General features: G+C 67.0%; 12 protein-coding genes and 1 pseudogene. All 13 read right to left on the reverse strand.

Features of this window, described 5'->3' with window-relative positions; all coding sequences use genetic code 11:
- Nucleotides 1-6: 6 nt before the first annotated feature.
- Entirely contained in the window at nt 7-1,137 is a 1,131-nt protein-coding gene (gene flhB / locus ACCQ07_RS09850) for a flagellar biosynthesis protein FlhB (RefSeq protein WP_372364038.1), read from the reverse strand.
- A gap of 167 nt (nt 1,138-1,304) precedes the next feature.
- Nucleotides 1,305-3,392: a putative bifunctional diguanylate cyclase/phosphodiesterase gene (locus ACCQ07_RS09855; RefSeq protein WP_209262017.1), complete on the reverse strand. Its 2,088-nt coding sequence runs from the start codon at nt 3,390-3,392 to the stop codon at nt 1,305-1,307.
- A 270-nt stretch (nt 3,393-3,662) separates the two neighbouring features.
- Nucleotides 3,663-6,584: pseudogene (locus tag ACCQ07_RS09860) on the reverse strand (diguanylate cyclase).
- A gap of 379 nt (nt 6,585-6,963) precedes the next feature.
- On the reverse strand, nt 6,964-9,915 hold the full coding sequence (locus ACCQ07_RS09865; protein WP_372364039.1) for a diguanylate cyclase domain-containing protein: 2,952 nt from the start codon (nt 9,913-9,915) through the stop codon (nt 6,964-6,966).
- Between the two features lie 203 nt (nt 9,916-10,118).
- Nucleotides 10,119-10,910, reverse strand: a complete 792-nt coding sequence (gene fliR, locus ACCQ07_RS09870; protein WP_008572484.1) for a flagellar biosynthetic protein FliR — start codon at nt 10,908-10,910, stop codon at nt 10,119-10,121.
- A 13-nt stretch (nt 10,911-10,923) separates the two neighbouring features.
- A complete protein-coding gene (locus tag ACCQ07_RS09875) occupies nt 10,924-11,193 on the reverse strand; it encodes a flagellar biosynthetic protein FliQ (RefSeq protein WP_005917968.1) in 270 nt (89 codons plus the stop codon).
- Nucleotides 11,194-12,058: 865 nt separating this feature from the next.
- Entirely contained in the window at nt 12,059-12,904 is an 846-nt protein-coding gene (gene fliP, locus ACCQ07_RS09880) for a flagellar type III secretion system pore protein FliP (RefSeq protein ID WP_005921349.1), read from the reverse strand.
- Between the two features lies 1 nt (nt 12,905).
- Nucleotides 12,906-13,313 carry a flagellar biosynthetic protein FliO gene (gene fliO / locus ACCQ07_RS09885; RefSeq protein WP_008577205.1) on the reverse strand — a complete coding sequence of 136 codons (408 nt, stop codon included), beginning with the start codon at nt 13,311-13,313 and terminating at the stop codon, nt 12,906-12,908.
- Nucleotides 13,310-13,648: a flagellar motor switch protein FliN gene (gene fliN / locus ACCQ07_RS09890; protein WP_007969679.1), complete on the reverse strand. Its 339-nt coding sequence runs from the start codon at nt 13,646-13,648 to the stop codon at nt 13,310-13,312. Before fliN ends, fliO begins: the two co-directional genes overlap by 4 nt.
- On the reverse strand, nt 13,645-14,658 hold the full coding sequence (fliM, locus tag ACCQ07_RS09895) for a flagellar motor switch protein FliM (RefSeq protein WP_008577203.1): 1,014 nt from the start codon (nt 14,656-14,658) through the stop codon (nt 13,645-13,647). The genes fliN and fliM overlap by 4 nt, the downstream gene beginning before the upstream one ends.
- A 10-nt stretch (nt 14,659-14,668) precedes the next feature.
- Nucleotides 14,669-15,220, reverse strand: a complete 552-nt coding sequence (locus tag ACCQ07_RS09900; protein WP_008577202.1) for a flagellar basal body-associated FliL family protein — start codon at nt 15,218-15,220, stop codon at nt 14,669-14,671.
- 165 nt (nt 15,221-15,385) lie between these two features.
- Nucleotides 15,386-16,678 carry a flagellar hook-length control protein FliK gene (locus tag ACCQ07_RS09905; RefSeq protein WP_104613796.1) on the reverse strand — a complete coding sequence of 431 codons (1,293 nt, stop codon included), beginning with the start codon at nt 16,676-16,678 and terminating at the stop codon, nt 15,386-15,388.
- Complete coding sequence (gene fliJ / locus ACCQ07_RS09910; RefSeq protein ID WP_005918178.1) at nt 16,675-17,130, reverse strand: flagellar export protein FliJ; 456 nt, start codon at nt 17,128-17,130, stop codon at nt 16,675-16,677. Before fliJ ends, ACCQ07_RS09905 begins: the two co-directional genes overlap by 4 nt.
- Nucleotides 17,131-17,133: the final 3 nt, after the last annotated feature.

The raw sequence follows: 17,133 nt of genomic DNA on the forward strand, positions 1-17,133 counted from the left end.
GGGCGCTCATGCGCTGGCTCCCTTGCCGAACTCATCCACCTCAAGCGAGGGCAGTTCCGGCATCGGGCCGCCGTTCCAGCCACGCAGCTGGTAGACGTAGGAGAGCACCTGGGCCACGACCGAATAGAGTCTCACGGGAATTTCCTTGCCGATTTGCGCTTCCCTATACAAGGCGCGTGCCAAAGGCGGGGCGGTGACGATCGCCACCCGGTGCTGTTCGCCGGCTTCGCGGATGCGGAAGGCCATTTCGTCCGCGCCCTTGGCCACCACGATCGGGGCGCGCATCTTGCCGCCTTCGTACTTGAGCGCCACCGCGTAGTGGGTTGGATTCATCAGCACCACGTCGGCCTTGGGCACCGCTTCCATCATCTGGCGCTGCGACATCTGCATCTGCATCTGGCGGATGCGGCCCTTCACTTCCGGGCTGCCCTCGCTTTCCTTCATCTCGCGCTTGATCTCTTCGCGCGTCATCTTCAGCTTCCGCAGCCAGTTCCACTTCTGGTACGGCGCGTCGATGGCGGCCAGCAGCACCAGCGCGCCGGCGGTGTAGAACAGCAGGCTCTTGGTGAAGTCCAGCCCGTTGCCGATGGCCTGTTCCAGCGGCTGGTTCACCAGCGAGCGCAGGCCGTGCAGGCCCTTGGAAATGCAGAAGCTGGCGGCCAGCCCGACAAACAGCAGGCGCAGCACCGACTTGATCAGCTCGGCCAGGCTGTTGCTGCCCCACATGCGCTTGATCCCGTTGGCGGGGTTGAGCTTGCTGAGGTCGGGCATGATGGCTTTGCCGGAAAAGCGCAGGCCGCTCATCATCAGCGGGCCGGCCAGCCCGGCAGCCAGGCAGATGCCGATCAGCGGCAGCATCACCCACAGCAACTGCAGCAGCAGATCGCCGAAATGGCCGAACAGCGCCATCGGGGTCTCGCGCAGCTTCGGGTCCGGGCTGAGCGCGGTCTTCATCCACACCGCAGCGCCATCGCCGATGCCGCGGGCCAGCACCATCAGCGCGAATACGCCGGCACCGAACACCGCTGCGGTCGACAACTCGCGCGATTGCGGGATGTTGCCCTGCTCACGGGCCTCGCGTAGGCGTTTTTCGGTGGGAAGCTCTGTACGCTCGCCGCCGTCTTCGGACTCGGACATGGAGGTGCCGGTGGGGGATTAATCCAACCGATGCAAGCGGCGTTCCAGTTTGTGGAGCTGGGAATCGGGATTCGGGATTCGGGATTCGGGATTCGGGATTCGGGATTCGGAAAAGCGGTGGCTGCGGGTTGCACCGTAGGCCAGACGCCGGGGCTGCAGCGAGCGGCTCAGCTGGCCAGGCGGCGCGGGCCGTCGCGCTGGGCGACCACGGTGGCGATGAAGCGTTCGGCGTCCATCGGCCGGCCCAGCAGATAGCCTTGCAGCTGGTCGCAGCCCAGCCGTTCCAGGGTGTTGCGCTGGGCGAGGGTTTCCACGCCTTCGGCCACCACTTGCAGGCGCATGGTGTGCGCCAGCGCGACCACGGCCGCCACGATGGCGATGTCTTCGGCGCTGCCGTCCATGGCCTGGACGAAACTGCGGTCGATCTTGAGCTCGTGCGCCGGCAGCTTGCGCAGGTAGAGCAGGTTGGAATAGCCGGTGCCGAAGTCGTCGATGGCAATGCGCACGCCCAGCGCGTTGAGCTGGCCCAGGGTGCGCAGGCAGGCCTCGGCGTCGCGCATGGCCATGGTTTCGGTGATTTCCAGGGTGAGCTGGCCAGGGGCCAGCGCATATTCGCTCAGCGTGGTGGCCACTTCGTCCAGCAGGCTGGGCGAGGCCAGCTGGAGGGCCGACAGGTTGACCGCCACCCGCCAGTCGCCGTGCCCAGCCTGCCGCCAGTCGCGCATCTGGCGGCAGGCCTGCCGCAGCACCCAGCTGCCGAGCAGGCCGATCATGCCGCTGCGTTCGGCCAGCGGAATGAAGCTGTCCGGCGGCACCAGGCCGCGCTCGGGGTGCTGCCAGCGGATCAGCGCTTCGGCGCCGATCGGGCGGCCGTCCTCGGCGCAGTACTTGGGCTGGTAATGCAGCACGAACTGCCCCAGTTCCAGCGCGCGCGGCAGTTCCTGCAGCAGCTGCAGGCGGTCGCGGGTGGTGGCCGTCATCGAGCGTTCGAAAAAGCTGTAGCGGTTGCGGCCGGCATGTTTGGCATGGGTCATTGCCGCATCGGCATGCGTCAGCAGCTGGTGCTCGCTACCGGCGTCTTCCGGGTACAGCGCAATGCCAATGCTGCTGCTCAGGCGCAGCTCGTGGTTGGCCACCAGGAACGGCACCGCCAGCGCCTGCACCAAGTGCGCGGCCAGCGCAGCGGCATCTTCCGGGTCGGCGATGTCGGCCACCAGCACGAATTCGTCTGCGCCCAGCCGCGCCAGGCTGCCATGCGCGCGCCGATGCGCGTTCAAGCGCTCGGCCACCACCACCAGCAGGCGGTCGCCCAACGCATGACCATAGCCGTCGTTGATCACCTTGAACCCGTCCAGGTTGATCAGCATCACCGCAAAGCGCTGCCCCTGGCGCTGGGCGCGTTCGATGTTCTGCACGAGATGCTCGTGCAGCAGGATGCGGTTCGGCAGCCGGGTGAGTGGGTCGTGCAGCGTGGCCAGTGCCAGTTCGGCATTGGCCTTGGCCAGCGACTGCGCCAGCACATCGGTGCGCTGCTGAAAGCGGCGCGACAGCAACGAAATGACCAGCGCCAGCATCAGCAGGACCAAGGTCACCAGCACCACCACCGCCGTCAGCCACGACAACGGCAGATGCGTATCGGCCACCGCGCCACACACGCTACCGGGCGCGAACCGGGCGGCGGCCATGCCGGTGTAATGCATGCCCACGATGGCTACGCCCATGATCGAGGCGGCGATCAGGCGCAGGCTGGAGCGCTGCCCATCGTGGCGCAGCCGGAACGCGATCCACAACGCGGCGGCAGAGGCGCCGATGGCGATGGCGATCGACAGCCCGAACAGCAGCGGGTCGTAGCGAATGGCCGGCACCATGCGCAGCGCATCCATGCCCATGTAATGCATCAGCGCAATGCCCAGTCCCATCAACAGCGCGCCCAGGCCCAACCGAAGCGACGGCAGGTCCGCGCGCGAGGTCAGCCAGAGCGCCAGCGCCGAGGTCAGGATCGCCGCCAGCATCGAATAGCACGTCAGCGCCAGGTCGTAGCCGACCGGAATCGGCAGGCGAAACGCCAGCATGCCGACGAAGTGCATCGACCAGATGCCGATGCCCATGGCAATGGCGCCGCCCACCAGCCACGCGGCTGCGATGCCGCCACGACTGGCAGTGGTGCGTGCGGCCAGATACAGCGCGGTGTAGGAAGCCAGCACGGCCACTACCAGCGACAGCATCACCATGCCAGGGTTGTAGGTTCCGACCACCTATCCACTTCCCACGTCGAAAGACGCGTTGCCCAAGACCTAGCGACCCCTTGGCCGACTTCTTGAGCGCGGGGAAGCGGCCAAGGCCATCAACCCGGCGTTGCCGCCAGAGACGGCACGCTCGAAGGTGCTGCGGCCGCCCTGCGTGCGCTGTCGGCGTACGCAATCACGGCATGGTCGCGCATCGACTGCCGGTGCGCCGTGGCTTGCCGATGAGACGCGTGCGCTGCCTGCCTGCGCGTGCCCGCCGGGCCTGGCCGCCTGCGCGGCTCATGCCACCGAACTTTCCGGTTCCTCCGGTTCGATCCGGTTACGGCCGGAGCGCTTGGCCCGATACAGCGCCTCGTCCGCACGCGCCAGCAGCGAGGCGGCGGTATCGCCGACGCGGAACCAGGACACGCCCACCGAACAGGTCACCTGCAGCGGGCGTGCGGCGCCCACTTCGTAGGGCGCAATGCTGAGCGCTTCGTGGATGGCGCGCAGCCGGTGCTGGCTCTGTTGGCTCATGCCTGGCAGCAACAGCAGCAATTCTTCGCCGCCGTAGCGGCCCACCTTGTCCGAATCGCGCAGGCAGGCCGTCAGCCGCGCGCCCACCTTGGCCAGCACCGCATCGCCGACCAAGTGCCCATGTTCGTCGTTGACCTGTTTGAAGTGGTCCAGATCGATCAACACCACCGCCAGCGGATGCTCGCCGTGCGCGCAGCCCTGCAGTTCTTCGGCCATCGCTTCCAGGATGCCGGAGCGGTTGAGCAGGCCGGTCAGCGCGTCGTGGCTGGCCTTCAAGGCCAGCGCCGCACGTGCGTTTTCCAGTTCGCGTTTTTCGCGCTCCAGCTGGTAAGTGCGCTCGGACACCAATTCGGCCAGCATGCGTTCGCGCGCCACCAGATGGCGGTGCCGCCAGCGCCACAGGCCGATCAGCAGGCCGCCGCCGATCAACACATACAGCGCGATCGCCGGCGGGCTGCGCCACCACAGTGGCGCGACCGCGAAGGGCAGGTCGGCGATCGGCGAAGCGGTGCGACGGTAGCGGTCCAGCACCTGCACCTGCAGGCGGAAGTGCCCGGAAGGCAGCGGTGGCTGGTCGATGGAGAGGTTGTCGCTCTGGATCCATTGGTCGTGCAGGCCGAGCAGGCGATAACGTACCGTCAGGCGGCTGGGGTCGTCGTAGACCTCCATCGTCGACAGCTCGATGTGCAAGGGCTTGTCGCTCCAGCCCAGCAGCTGCCCGCGCTGCACCGGCATGCCGCCGCGGCTGACGCTGTCGATGCGCACGCTGGGTTGGCGTTCGTCGAACAGGCGCGCCGGGTCGCTCACGTGGCTCACCCCGCGTGCGGTGCCGATCCACACCGAACCGTCCGGATCTTCGGCAAACGCGGCCTCGGAAACGTCATCCCAGATCAGCCCCTGCGACTGCGACAGATGCGCTCAGCGCTCGCCGTCGTAGACTTCGACGCCGCGCGCATGACCCACCCAGACCCGGCCGAAGCTGTCGCTGCGCAGCAGGTACACGCCGACATCGCGCAGCGCCTCGTCGCTGATTTCCTGCAGGTCCAGGCCGTCGTGCAACAACATGCCGTGCCACAGGCCGGGGCGATAGAACGCCAGCCACACCTCACCGCTGTCGCTGATATGGAACTTGGCGATCCATGGCTCCGGCGCGCCGCCGTTGACCTTGACCCTGACCTTGGACCACCGCCCATCGCGCAGCTGGAACAAGCCGTTGGAGCTGGAAACCCACAGCGTGCCGTCGGCGGTTTGCTGGATGTCGGTGTAGGCGATGGCAGGCACGTCGGCCACGGCCTGCATGCTGCCGCCGTCGAGCGGGTGTTCGATCACGAACAAGCCGCCGGCGCTGAGCATCCATAGCCGGCTCTGGCGGTCGATCAGCAGGCGGCGCGCAGTGCGCGGCAACTTGGCGATCTGCGCGCTGCGCCCATCCGGCCAGGTGCGGCGCAGGAAACCGGCCGAATTGAGCGTCCACAAGCTGCCGTCTGCGCTGCGCTGCATGCCTACGACCTGGATCCCGGCGCTTTGCAGGGCCGGGACGAAGCGCTTGTCCGGCTCGGCCTGGCGGCCGATGCCGTGCTCGTTGCCGACCAGCAGTGCGCCCTGCGTGTCGCGGGCGATCGACCAGGTCGGCGCGGCCGGCATGCCTTGCGAAGCGTCCCAGTTTTCGATCCATTCGTAGCCGGCCCAGCGCACCAGACCTTCGCCGTCCACGGTCATCCAGATATCGCCATCGCGGTCCACCAGGATCGCGTCGCTGCTGCCGGGCGGTAGCCCATTGTCCGCGCCGAAAGTGCGCCAGTGGCCGTTTTCCCAACGCGCCAGGCCGTCGTTACGACGCACCAGCACGCGTCCTTCGCTGTCCATCACCAGTGCCGCCGGCCGCCCGACCGTGCTGCCATCCAGCAGCGGCAGCGAGCGAACACTGAAGGCACTCGCCCCGCGTGCGCGATAGAGCAGGGTGCCCGCACCGCGCACCCACAGCCCGCCGTCGTGGTCGCGCAACACGCTGTACCACCGGTCGTCCGGCACCCCGTGTTCGGGTCCGAATACCTGCACCTTGCGCTGCGCATCGATGGCGCACAGCTTGCGTGCGCAGCCCACCCACAGCGTGTCGCCGTCCACCGACAGGCTCAGCGACTTGGACAACTCGGGAACGCGTACGCGGGTTGCGGTGTCCAGCAACGGTTCGCTGTGCCAGCGATCGTTGGCGCGGCCCTGCAGGATTTCCAGCGTGCCGCCATTGGCCAGCACCGTGCCCCAGGGCAGGCTGGCGAGCTGCATCTGGTCCCCCAGGTGCTCGGCTTCATCGGGCTGCAGTTTGCGGAAGCCGTGCTCGTCGCCGACGAACAGGGCCTGGAAGCCGGCCACCCACAACCGCCCATCGGCGGTTTCGGCGATCGAGGTGGTGGGCTCGTTGCGCAGGCCATCCAGCGGCACCTGTTGGAAGATGCGCCCGTTGTAGCGATACAGCCCGCTCTCGGTGCACACCCACAGCAAGGTGGCGCGGGTCTGCAGCAGGCAGGTACCGGCAAGCCCGAGCAGGCCCTGGTCGTGGGCATAGCGGCGGATGCTGGCGCTTTGCGCACCGGCCAGGTCGGCCAACGACAGCAATGCCAACAGCACCACGACGGCAAACGGTGCACGCCGGTGCGACGACCTCCATTGGCGGTGCTCAAACCCCACGGACGTTGCAGTCTCCCACGCATCGGCAATGCGGTCCGCGCCCCTCGCGCGGTGTCTCAGGCTTGCCTTGGCAGCCCCCCGTTGCAGGCCGCATTGGAATCACTAGCGGCTGCCAACGCGTAATCCTTTAATGCTTCAGCGAGCACGACGGCGTGAGGAACTGGCATACGCGGCTGGTTGCTGGCGTGTTGTAGGACGCAGGTCACACGGGTGCGCAAGCGCGATTCACCTGTCGTCCCTGCCGGGCTTTGCACGGCGCGGTACTGGGCGGGCGCAGGCTTGCGCTTGACCAGGCGTTGCAATCGATTGTCGGCGCTTGTGCGTCTCCGGCATGCGGGTCGAACGGGTGCAACGCGCGGCAAGCTCAGCTGCGCTGCCGTCACACCTGATCGAACGTATCCAGCGGCACGTGGTCGTAATCGACGCGATTGCGGCCACTGCGCTTGGCCCTGTACAGCGCCGCATCGGCGCGAGCCAGCAGTTGCTCGAGCGTTTCGCCACGCTGGAACCAGGCCACGCCGACCGAACAGGTGACATGCAGCCAGCCGCCATCGATGGGGTAGTCGCCGCAGATGCCGTGGTGCAGGGCGTCCAGCCGATGGGTGGCATCCAGGTTCAGGCCTGGCAGCAGCGCCAGCAATTCTTCGCCGCCGTAACGGCCGATGCGGTCGTCGCCGCGCATCAGCGTGTCCATGCGGCGGCCGACCCCGGCCAGGACGGCGTCGCCGGCCAGATGGCCATGCTGGTCGTTGACCAGTTTGAAGTGGTCCAGGTCGATCAACACCACCGCCAGCGGACGCCCGGTGTGTTCGGCGTGCAGCAGCATCTCGCGCAACGCGGCCAGGATGCCGGCGCGGTTGAGCAGGCCGGTGAGTTCGTCGTGGGTGGCCTTGAGCGAGAGTTCGGCGCGCGCCGCTTCCAGATCGCGCTTGTCCTGTTCCAGCTCGGCGGTGCGCTTGGCCACCAGTTGCTCCAGTTCGCGCTTGCGTCGCAGCAGTTTGGCGGTGCGCCAACGCAGCAGCGCGATCACTGCCAGGATGCTCAGCACCGCATACCCGATGATGGCCGGCACGCCGCGCCACCACGGCGGTGTCAGTTCGAAACCGAAGCGGGTGATCGGGCTGCTGCTGCGCTGGTAGGCATCCAGTGCCTGCACTTCCAGCGTGTAGCTGCCCGGCGGCAGCAGCGGGTAGGTCAGGTGGCTGAGCGAGGTGCTGGTCCAACTGGCCTGATGGCCTTCGACCCGGTACCGGAAGCTGATGCGGTTCGCGCCGCCTTCCGCCCCCGGGGTGCTGAGCTCCACATCCAGCGGCACCTGCGACCACGCCACCCGGGATTGCGGCAGCAGCGGTTGGCTGCCGCGGCGCACATGCAGGATGTCCACCCGCAGCGGCGGTGCGGCGAACAGGCGCATCGGATCCAGCAGGTGGGTCAGGCCACGGCTGCTGCCGAGCCAGATGCTGCCATCGGTATCTTCGAAAAATGCATTGGCCGACATGTCGTCCCACAACAGCCCTTCCGTGCGCGTGGCCCGCGACCAACGACCGTTCTGGTACACATCCAGGCCCTGGCTGCTGCCCAGCCACAGCCGGCCCTTGCTGTCGTGGCGCAGGATGAAGGGCATCACCCGTGCCACCAGCGGGTCGTCCACGGCGGCAAGCGTCAGCACGCCGTCGGCCTGCAGCCGGCCATGCCACAGCCCGGTATCGCGCAGCGACAGCCAGACCTCGCCATCGGCGCTGAAATCGAGCAGGAAGAAATCCTGGCTGGGCAGGTCGCCGCGCACCTGCACGCGCTGCCAGTTGCCGTCTTTTGCCTGCAGGAACAGGCCTTCGCGCGTGCTGGCCCACAGCCGCCCCTGCGGATCCAGGTCGATATCGCCCACAAAGGCTGCCGGCAGCGCCGTTTCGCGCTCGGCCCGCAGCGGGGTGCCGCGCTGTACGCGGTACAGCCCACGCGGGGTGGTGATCCACAAGGTGCCGGCCGTATCGAACATCAGCCTGTTGATCGGCAGGTCGAGCTGCAGCACATCGGTGGTCTTGCCGCTGCGCGAGTCGCGCCGCGCCACGGCTCCGGACGAGCGCGCCACCCAGGCCGCACCATCGTCCGGCGACAGTGCAATAGAAATGGATTGCAGCAGGGGTTGGCCGTTCTCCAGCGTCCACGGCTGCATGCGCCCGCTACGCGGATCGAGCATATTGGAACCGGCATCGCCACCGACCAACAGCTCACCGCTGGGCAGTCGCTGGCTCACCCAGGTCGGCGCTTCGGCCAGCCCCTGGCTTTCGTCCCAGTGTTCGACGGTGCCGTAGCCCAGCCAGCGCTGCACACCCAGGCCGCGCGTGCCGATCCACAGGTGGCCGGTGCTCTGCATCATCAACGGGCCAACCATGGGGCTGATCTGCAGCCCCTGGCTTTGGCCGAAGTAGCGCCAGTGGTCGCCTTCCCAGCGCACCAGGCCGCGGTCCGAGCGCGTCAGCAGGCGGCCCTGCGCGTCTTCCGACAGCGTCGTGGCACCGGAGAGGGTGTTGAACCGGGTGCCCGCCGGCGCCGGACGATTGCGGAACACGCGCTCGCCGGCAGCGCGTGAGAGCACCAGGCCGCCCCCACGCAACCACAAGGTGCCCTGGTGATCGCGAAAGATCGCGCGCCATTGCCGTTCGGGCACGCCATCGTCTTCGGATATCAGGGTGATCCTGCCGCCGGCATCGATCCGGCAGACGTGCTGGCCGCAACTGGCCCATAACGCGGTTCCGTCGGCCAGCAAGGCCCTGCCGGCCGGCAAGAGGCGTCCATCGTCCAGCTGCAAGGGCAGGGGGTTGACCGACCAGCCGCCTGCTGCATTGGGCGACACCCGCAGCAGGCTGTTTTCGCTGACCACCACCACGCCATCGGCGTAGGCGGCAACGACATTGCCGCTGTCGGCACGGATCGGCTTGCCCTCGCGCAGCACCTGCACGAAGTCGTTGCCCTCGCGCACGAACAGGCCATTGGCGCTGGACACCCACAGACGTCCGGCCGCATCCAGCCCGAGCGCGCGGATATAGCGCGCATCCAGCCCGCTCTCCTTGCCGACCGGGGTGAAGTGTTCGCGTTCGAAACGGTGCAGCGCCAGCTCGGTGCCGACCCAGACCACGCCCTGGCGATCTTCGAGCAGGCTGTTGACGGTCATGCCCTGCAGGCCATCGGCCTGGGCGTAATCGCGGAAGCTGTAGGTTTGCGCCCAACTTGTGCCGCAGATCAGCACCGCCGCCAGCAACAGCCACGCCCTCGCACGCAGGCGAGCGCCTTGCAATCGCATCGGGGCCAACAGCGCAGGCACAGTAAGCATCGATTCCCGTGGGATGGGTAAGTGTTGGACGACGATACGCAGCGTCAATCGTGTAGGGGCTTTAGCGGCTGCGCGGCCAGAAACTTGAGGCGTGTCACGGTTTGCAAGGGTGCAGGCGGGGCGGCCCCCCGTCGAAGTGGTGGCGGCGCCGGCAAGTTGGCGGCCTGCCGTGCTTGCAGTGGTCGGCCATTGTCTAGTGTGGGTCAGGCCGTCAGCTCTCTGGCGGCATCGAAGGCGGTATCGAACATGCGTTGCACTGGCGGGGCGAACTCGCTGGCGAAACTCGACAGCAGGAACAGCCCCAGCAACACCGTCAGCGGCAGGCCCAGTTGCATGGGATTCAATGCCGGCGCCGCCTTGGCCAGCGCGCCAAAGGCCAGGTTGACCGCCAGCATCGCCACCATCATCGGCAAGGCCAGGGTCAACCCGCCGCGCAGGATCTGCAGGAACAGGGTGGGCGCCACTTCGGCGAATGCGCCGGCATCGGGCAACGCGGTCCCGATCGGCAACGCCTTGTAGCTGTCCACCAGCAATGCGATCACCGCCAGATGCCCGTTGGCCGCGAAGAACAGCAGCCCGAAGCCGAGATAGAACCACTGCGCGATCACCCCCGACGTCACGCCGCGCATCGGGTCGGACATCTGCGCGAACGACAGGCCGGTGGACTGCGACACCAGTTCGCCGGCCAATGCGCCGGCTTCGAAAATCAGCTTCAGCATGAAGCCCATGCTGGCCCCGACCGCCAGCTCGCGCGCAATGCTCAGCACTGCCTGGGCGGTAAAGCCGTCCCACTCCGGCACCGGCGGCAGGATCGGCGCCAGCACCATCGCCAGCGTCCCGGCCAGCATCACCCGCACCCGTCCGGGCACCGCCCGCGTACCGATCAACGGCATGGCGGTGAGCAACGCACCGGTGCGCAGCATGGTCCACATGATCGCCCCGACCATCGCGAACGCGCGCTGGCCATCGATCACCATCTGGGTTGCAGAATCCATCCGGTCTGGCCCGCTAGCCGATCAGGTGTGGAATGCGCTGGAACAGCGCAATGGTGAACTCCACCAGATGCCCCAGCAGCATGCTGCCGGTGGCAAACAGCGTGGCCGTCAGCGCGACCGCCTTGGCCACGAAGGCGATGGTCGGCTCGTTCAACTGGGTGGCGGCCTGCACCACGCCAATCACCACGCCGACCACCAGCACGGCCAGCAACATCGGCCCGGCGATCCACAGGACGGTGACCAGGCCACCACGCAATTCAGTCAGGGCGATTTCAGGGCTCATGGGAGGTGCTGATGCAAGTGGGGTGCCAAAGGGGCGGGGATTCGGGATTCGTGGTTCGGGATTGGTTGGCGAACGGGGATCTGAGTTGCCTCGTGTTGCACTCGCTGTCGCTGTCGCTGTCGCTGTCGCTGTCGCTGTGCTCTTGCTTGGCATTTGCAGTTTGCTTTTCATCCCCCATACCGCAGCGGCGGGCCGCGTGGGTCAAACCCGAAGGGGCGGCGCGCATGGATGCGCGACGTTTTTCTAAGGGACATGGATGTCCCTTAGAAAAATTCCCACGTGGACTGCGTACCCGTAGCGCCTTGGCGCGTAGGGGCGCGAGGACGGGGTGTGTTTCTTTGGTTACTTGATCAGCCTTCGGCTGCTGTAAAGCGCTTCTTTGCACAGGCAAAGAAAGTGACTCGTTCCCCGAAGGGGAGCGAAAGCCCTGTACTTGAGTTTGCTCGGTTTGCAGTTTCGTTTTTGGTGTGAGACAGAGAATCAACGGCTTTCACGCCCTGCGGGCGCGAGTCACTTTTCTTTGCTTGTGCAAAGAAAAGTAACCAAAAGAAAGCACACCCCGTCCTCGCGCCCTCCGCGCCTACGGCGCTGCGGGTGCGCAAGTCCGGCAGAAATTTTTGTAAGGGACATCCATGTCCCTTACAAAAACGACGCGCATCCATGCGCGCCGCCCTGCGGGTTGTATCTGCCGGCCTTGCCGCTGCGGTATGGGGCCCTGGAGAAGCTAGAAGCCAAAGCGAAGCACAAAGGCAAAAAGCGGAAGGCAAAAAGCGGCAAGCGGAGCTGATGGTTGAGCAATGCAACCCCGCAGTGCGCGAAAATCAGTCGATTGACAAGCGCTACCGCGCGCACCGCGCGTCCACACCTACGACGCATTAAAGCTCGCAGCCAGCGTCCCCACCACCAGCACCCACCCATCCACCAGAATGAACAGCAGGATCTTGAACGGCGCGGAGATCAGCATCGGCGACAGCATCATCATGCCCATCGACATCAGCACGCTGGCCACCACCAGGTCGATGATCACGAACGGAATGAAGATCAGAAAGCCGATTTCGAACGCGGTCTTCAGCTCGCTGGTCACGAACGAGGCCACCAGCACCGGGAACGGTACCGCGTCCGGGCCGGCGTACTTGCCGTCGCCGGCCATGCCGGCGAAGGTCATCAGATCGGTCTCGCGGATCTGCGCCAGCATGAAGGCGCGCAGCGGCTGCGTGGTGAGCGTCCAGGCAGTGGAAAAATCGATCTGGTTATTGAGATACGGCTGCAGTCCGGCGCCCCACATCTTCTGCCACACCGGCATCATCACCAGCGCGGTCAGGAACATCGCCAGGCCCAGCAGTACCTGGTTGGACGGGGTCTGGCCGGTGCCCAACGCCTGGCGCAGCAGGCCCAGCACGATGGTGATGCGGGTGAAGGCGGTCAGCACCAGCAGCATCGACGGCAGCAGGGTGATCGCCGTCATCAGCAGCAAGGTCTGCAGCGGCAGGCTCACGGGCTGGTCGCCGATGCGGCCCACGCTCACGTTCGGCAGCGACGGCAACTGGTTGGAACCGGCCGGTACCGCGGCAGGGGTCGCCGCCGGTGCCGCGGCCTGCGCCATTGCCGGCAGCGCGGCCGGGCTGGCCGCGGCCAGCAGCGGGCAACTCATCACCAGCAGGATCAGCACCAGGCGCACACTGCGCCCCCAACGATTCCAACGGCTCAACATGTCACGGGTCCTTGCGCAGCTTCTGGGCGAGCAGCTGGGCGAAATTGGGGAGTTGCTTGAAAGTGGGCAGGGTGGGTGCGGGCGTGGGCGGCAGCGGTTCGGGCAAGGTGTGCAGGGTGCTGATGCCGCCGGCGGTGACGCCCAGCAACAACTGCTGGCCGTTCACCTCCACCACCACCACACGTTCCTTGGCACCGACTGCCAGGCTGGTCACCACACGCAGGCCCTCGGTGCTGCGGAATCCGCTGCCGGGCATGCGCTTGAGCAACCAGCCCAGGCCGACGATCAGCGCGAGCACCAACAGCAATGCAAAGACTGCGCCAAACAGACCGGGCGAGGACGGTGCCTGCGCGCCGACCCCGGTCGCCTTGGCCGCGACCGGCGCAGCAGTGGCCAGCAGGCCGATCACCGCAGCCTCCGGATCCGTTCGCTGGGGCTGACTACGTCGGTCAGGCGAATGCCGAAGCGGTCGTTGATGACGACCACCTCGCCGTGCGCGATCAGGGTGCCGTTGACGTAGACATCGAGCGGTTCGCCGGCGCCGCGTTCCAGTTCCACCACCGAGCCCTGGTTGAGCTGCAGCAGGTTGCGGATCGGGATGCGTGCGCGGCCCACTTCCAGCGACAGGGTCACCGGTACGTCCAGGATCACGTCCAGGTTGAGGTCGGCGGCGTTCTGGTCCTGCTCGGCCTGCAGGCTGTCGAAGGTGGCAGGCGAGGCGTCGAGGATGTCGGAGTTGATCATTTGCTGGGGTCCTGGGAGGGAACGGCGCGTGGGGCTTGCACGCCGGGCGGGCGTACGGCGGTGATCTTGACGGCGTTGTTGCCATTGGAAACGCCGAATTCGCCGGTGAATAACGGGATGTCTTCCACGCACAGCGGCACCTGGGCGGGCAGGTCGATCGGCAGGATGTCGCCGACCTTCAACCCGGTGAGCTGGCGCAGGCTCATGCGCTTGCTGGCCAGCACGCTGGAGAGCGTGACCTCGGCGGTGTCCAGCTGCTCGCGCAGCATCACGTTCCACGAGTCGTCGCGGTCGTTGCGGTCGCTCTGGATGCCGGCATCGAGCAGTTCGCGGATCGGCTCCAGCATCGAATACGGCAGGGTGATGTGGATCTCGCCGCCGCCGCCTTCCAGCTCCACATGGAACCGGCACACCACCACATACTCGCGCGGGGTGACGATGTTGGCGAAGTGCGGGTTGATCTCGGAGTTGATGTACTCGAAGTCCACGTCCATCACCGGCGCCCAGGCTTCCTTCAGGTCGGCGAAGGTCTGCTTGAGCATCAGCTGGATCACGCGCATCTCGGTGGCGGTGAATTCGCGGCCTTCGATGCGGGTGTGGAAGCGGCCGTCGCCACCGAAGAAGTTGTCCACCACGGTGAACACCAGGGTGGGTTCGAACACGATCAGCCCGGTACCACGCAGCGGCTTGAACCGGATCAGGTTGAGGTTGGTCGGCACATACAGCGAGTGCATGTACTCGTTGAACTTGACCAGGTCGATGCCGCGCACCGACAGGTCGGCCGAGCGCCGGATCAGGTTGAACAGGCCGATCCGCCACAACCGCGCGAAGCGCTCGTTGACCATCTCCAGGGTCGGCATGCGCCCACGGATGATGCGGTCCTGGCTGGACAGATCGTATTGGCGCGCCTCGCCGGGCAGCGGCTCCGGCTCGGTGTTGACCGCGCCCGAATCCACGCCATGCAGCAGGGCATCGATCTCGTCTTGGGAAAGCAGATCACTGACGCTCATCGGGCAGGCCTTACTGGGTCACGAAACTGGTGAACAGCAATTCTTCGACGCACTTCTTGCCGGTCTCGCTGGTCATGACCTTCTGCGCTTCGGCCAGGGCGGACTTCTGCAGCTTCTGCTTGCCAGCCAGGTCGGCCACGTCGGTGGCCTTGACCTGCGACAGCAGCATCAGCAGGTGCGCGCGAATGGCCGGCGCGTTCTCGGTGATGAGCTTGAGCTCTTCGGGGTCGCGGGTGACCAGCTGCACTTCGACCTGCAGGTACTGCGGGCCATCGCCGGGGTCGGCCAGGTTGACCACGATCGCCGGGTCCATCGGGAAGTACTGCGCCGGCTTGGGCACTTCGGCCACCTTGGGGGCGTCGTGCTTGCCGCCTTTTTCCTCGCCCTTGTGGCCCAGGAAGAACCAGGCGCCGCCGCCAGCGGCTGCCAGCACCACCACGCCGATGGCGATGAGCAGGATGGGCTTCTTGCCGCCCTTCTTCTTCTCGCCCTTGTCGTCTTTGTCGTCGGTCTTCTTGGTTTTTTCGGCCGCTGCCACAGTCTGCTCCAGGGGAATGCTCACCCTGTCGATGCAACTGGCATGCCAAAACCGCGTCGGTTTCCTGGCGCGGGCTGCGTGGAAACCAGAAAACCCCCGCAGGCCTTGCGCCGCGGGGGTGGGAGGGCGTCATCGGCCAGCGGCCGAGCGCGAGGATCAGCGGTGCCGGGGTGTGCCCGGCACGTCGTCTCAGGCGTAGGCGTCCAGCAATCCACGCTGGCGTAACACCACCGACGGAATTCCGACGGGCGGGGCGTCGTCCAGGGTCAGGCCGTTGCCGCTGTCGTTGCCGCCATTGCGATTGCCCGCCGACTGCTGCTGTTGCTGGCCGACGTCGGCCTGGCCAAGCTGGAAGCCATTCTGGCCGAGCATTTCGCGCAGCCGCGGCAGGCTCTGTTCCAGCGCCTGGCGGGTGTCGGCGTTGGCGGCGGTGAAGCTGGCATTGACCTTGTCGCCCTCCAGATGCAGGCGCACCTCGACCGGACCCATCTCGTTCGGAGTCACCTTGATGTGGGCATGGCCGATTTTCTGGTCTGCCAGCCAGCTCATGCGCGCGCCGATGGCATCGTCGAAAGTGTCGCTGCCCAGGTCCGGGGTAGGCGTGGGCGAGGCGCTGAAGATCGGTGCGGCATCCTGCAGGCGGGTGAGTGCCGGCGCGGTGGTGGTCGGCAACACGAACGCCGGGGCGTCCGGCGCTGCGGCAGCGGCGCTGTCGTCGGCGGCCGGCTCCAGCGCCTTGGCGGCCATGCTCATCAACGCGGCCGTCTGTGCATCGCCGCTTACGGCGGTGGTCGAGGTCGGCTTGGCGCCTGCAGCAGCGGCCGGCACCGGCGCTCCCAATGCGGGCAGGGCGGCGCCGGCGTTTGCAGTGGCGGCGGCTGCGGCTGCATCGGTGGGCAGGGCGGTGGCGGTCGCCGCAGCGCCGTTGGCGCCGGCCATGCTGGCCGTCAGTGCGGCGGCTGCGGCCGCCAGCACGTCGCCACCCGGCAGCGCCTGCGCCAGCAGGCCCATGCCGAAGCCACCCAGGCCAGCCGGCGGCCAGCCGGCATCGGTCGCGGTGGCTGCTTCTGCGGGCGCGTCTTCGCCGGTCGCGGCGGCCTTGGCCGGTTTGCCGGTCTTGCTGGCAGTGGCGGCTGTGCTCTTGTCGGTGGTTGCCGCGTCCTTGGCGGCACCTGGCTTGGCCTGCTTGGCATCGCCGTCCTGCGCCCGCGGCCGGGCAGTGGCATCGCCGGCCGCATCGTCGTGGGTGTCCTCGTCGCCGCGGTTCTTGTCGGGCTGGTTGGGCCTGGGCGCGGCCTGCTTGGCAGGCACGCGCTCGGGTGCCTGCGGCGGGGCCTGGTTCGGCGTGTTGGCCGGATTGAGCATGCGCGCAAACTGGTCCTGGCCCGCGTCCGGTTCGGACGACGGGTCGCTGTAGCTGGATTTCTTGCCGGTGCCGGCAAGCGCACCAAGGCCGGCGGCGAAGGCGGACAAGGGGTTCATGCGGATTCTCCGTGGGTGTCTTGGCTGCGGGCCAGGCGCGAACGACGCGCGCCGAGGTCGTCCATCTCACGCTGGTCGCGGCGTTCGATCACTTTGTTTTCCTGGGCACGGTAGCTGGCGGCCAATTGCTCCAGCACCTGCTTCTCGCGGCTGGCCAGCAGCAGGCGGGTGCGCTCGGCTTCCACCTTGGCGATGTTGCTTTGCACGGTCTGCGCCTGTTGCAGCACGGCGCTGTCCAGGCGGTCCAGGAAGGCGCGGCGGTTGCTCAGCGCCACCGCGCTGGTGCCGGCCATCTGGCTGTTGGCGTATTCCTCGGCGTAGCGGCGCAATTCTTCCAGGCGCGACTGGTGGGTTTCCAGGACGCGCTGGCGCTCGGCCAGATCGCGGGCGACCTTGTCTTCCTGTTCCTGCGCGCGGCGCAGCAGTGGGTCGATCCGTTTGGACTGCATCATGGA

Source organism: Xanthomonas sp. NCPPB 3583 (genome assembly GCF_041475715.2).
GTDB classification, from domain to species: domain Bacteria; phylum Pseudomonadota; class Gammaproteobacteria; order Xanthomonadales; family Xanthomonadaceae; genus Xanthomonas; species Xanthomonas euvesicatoria.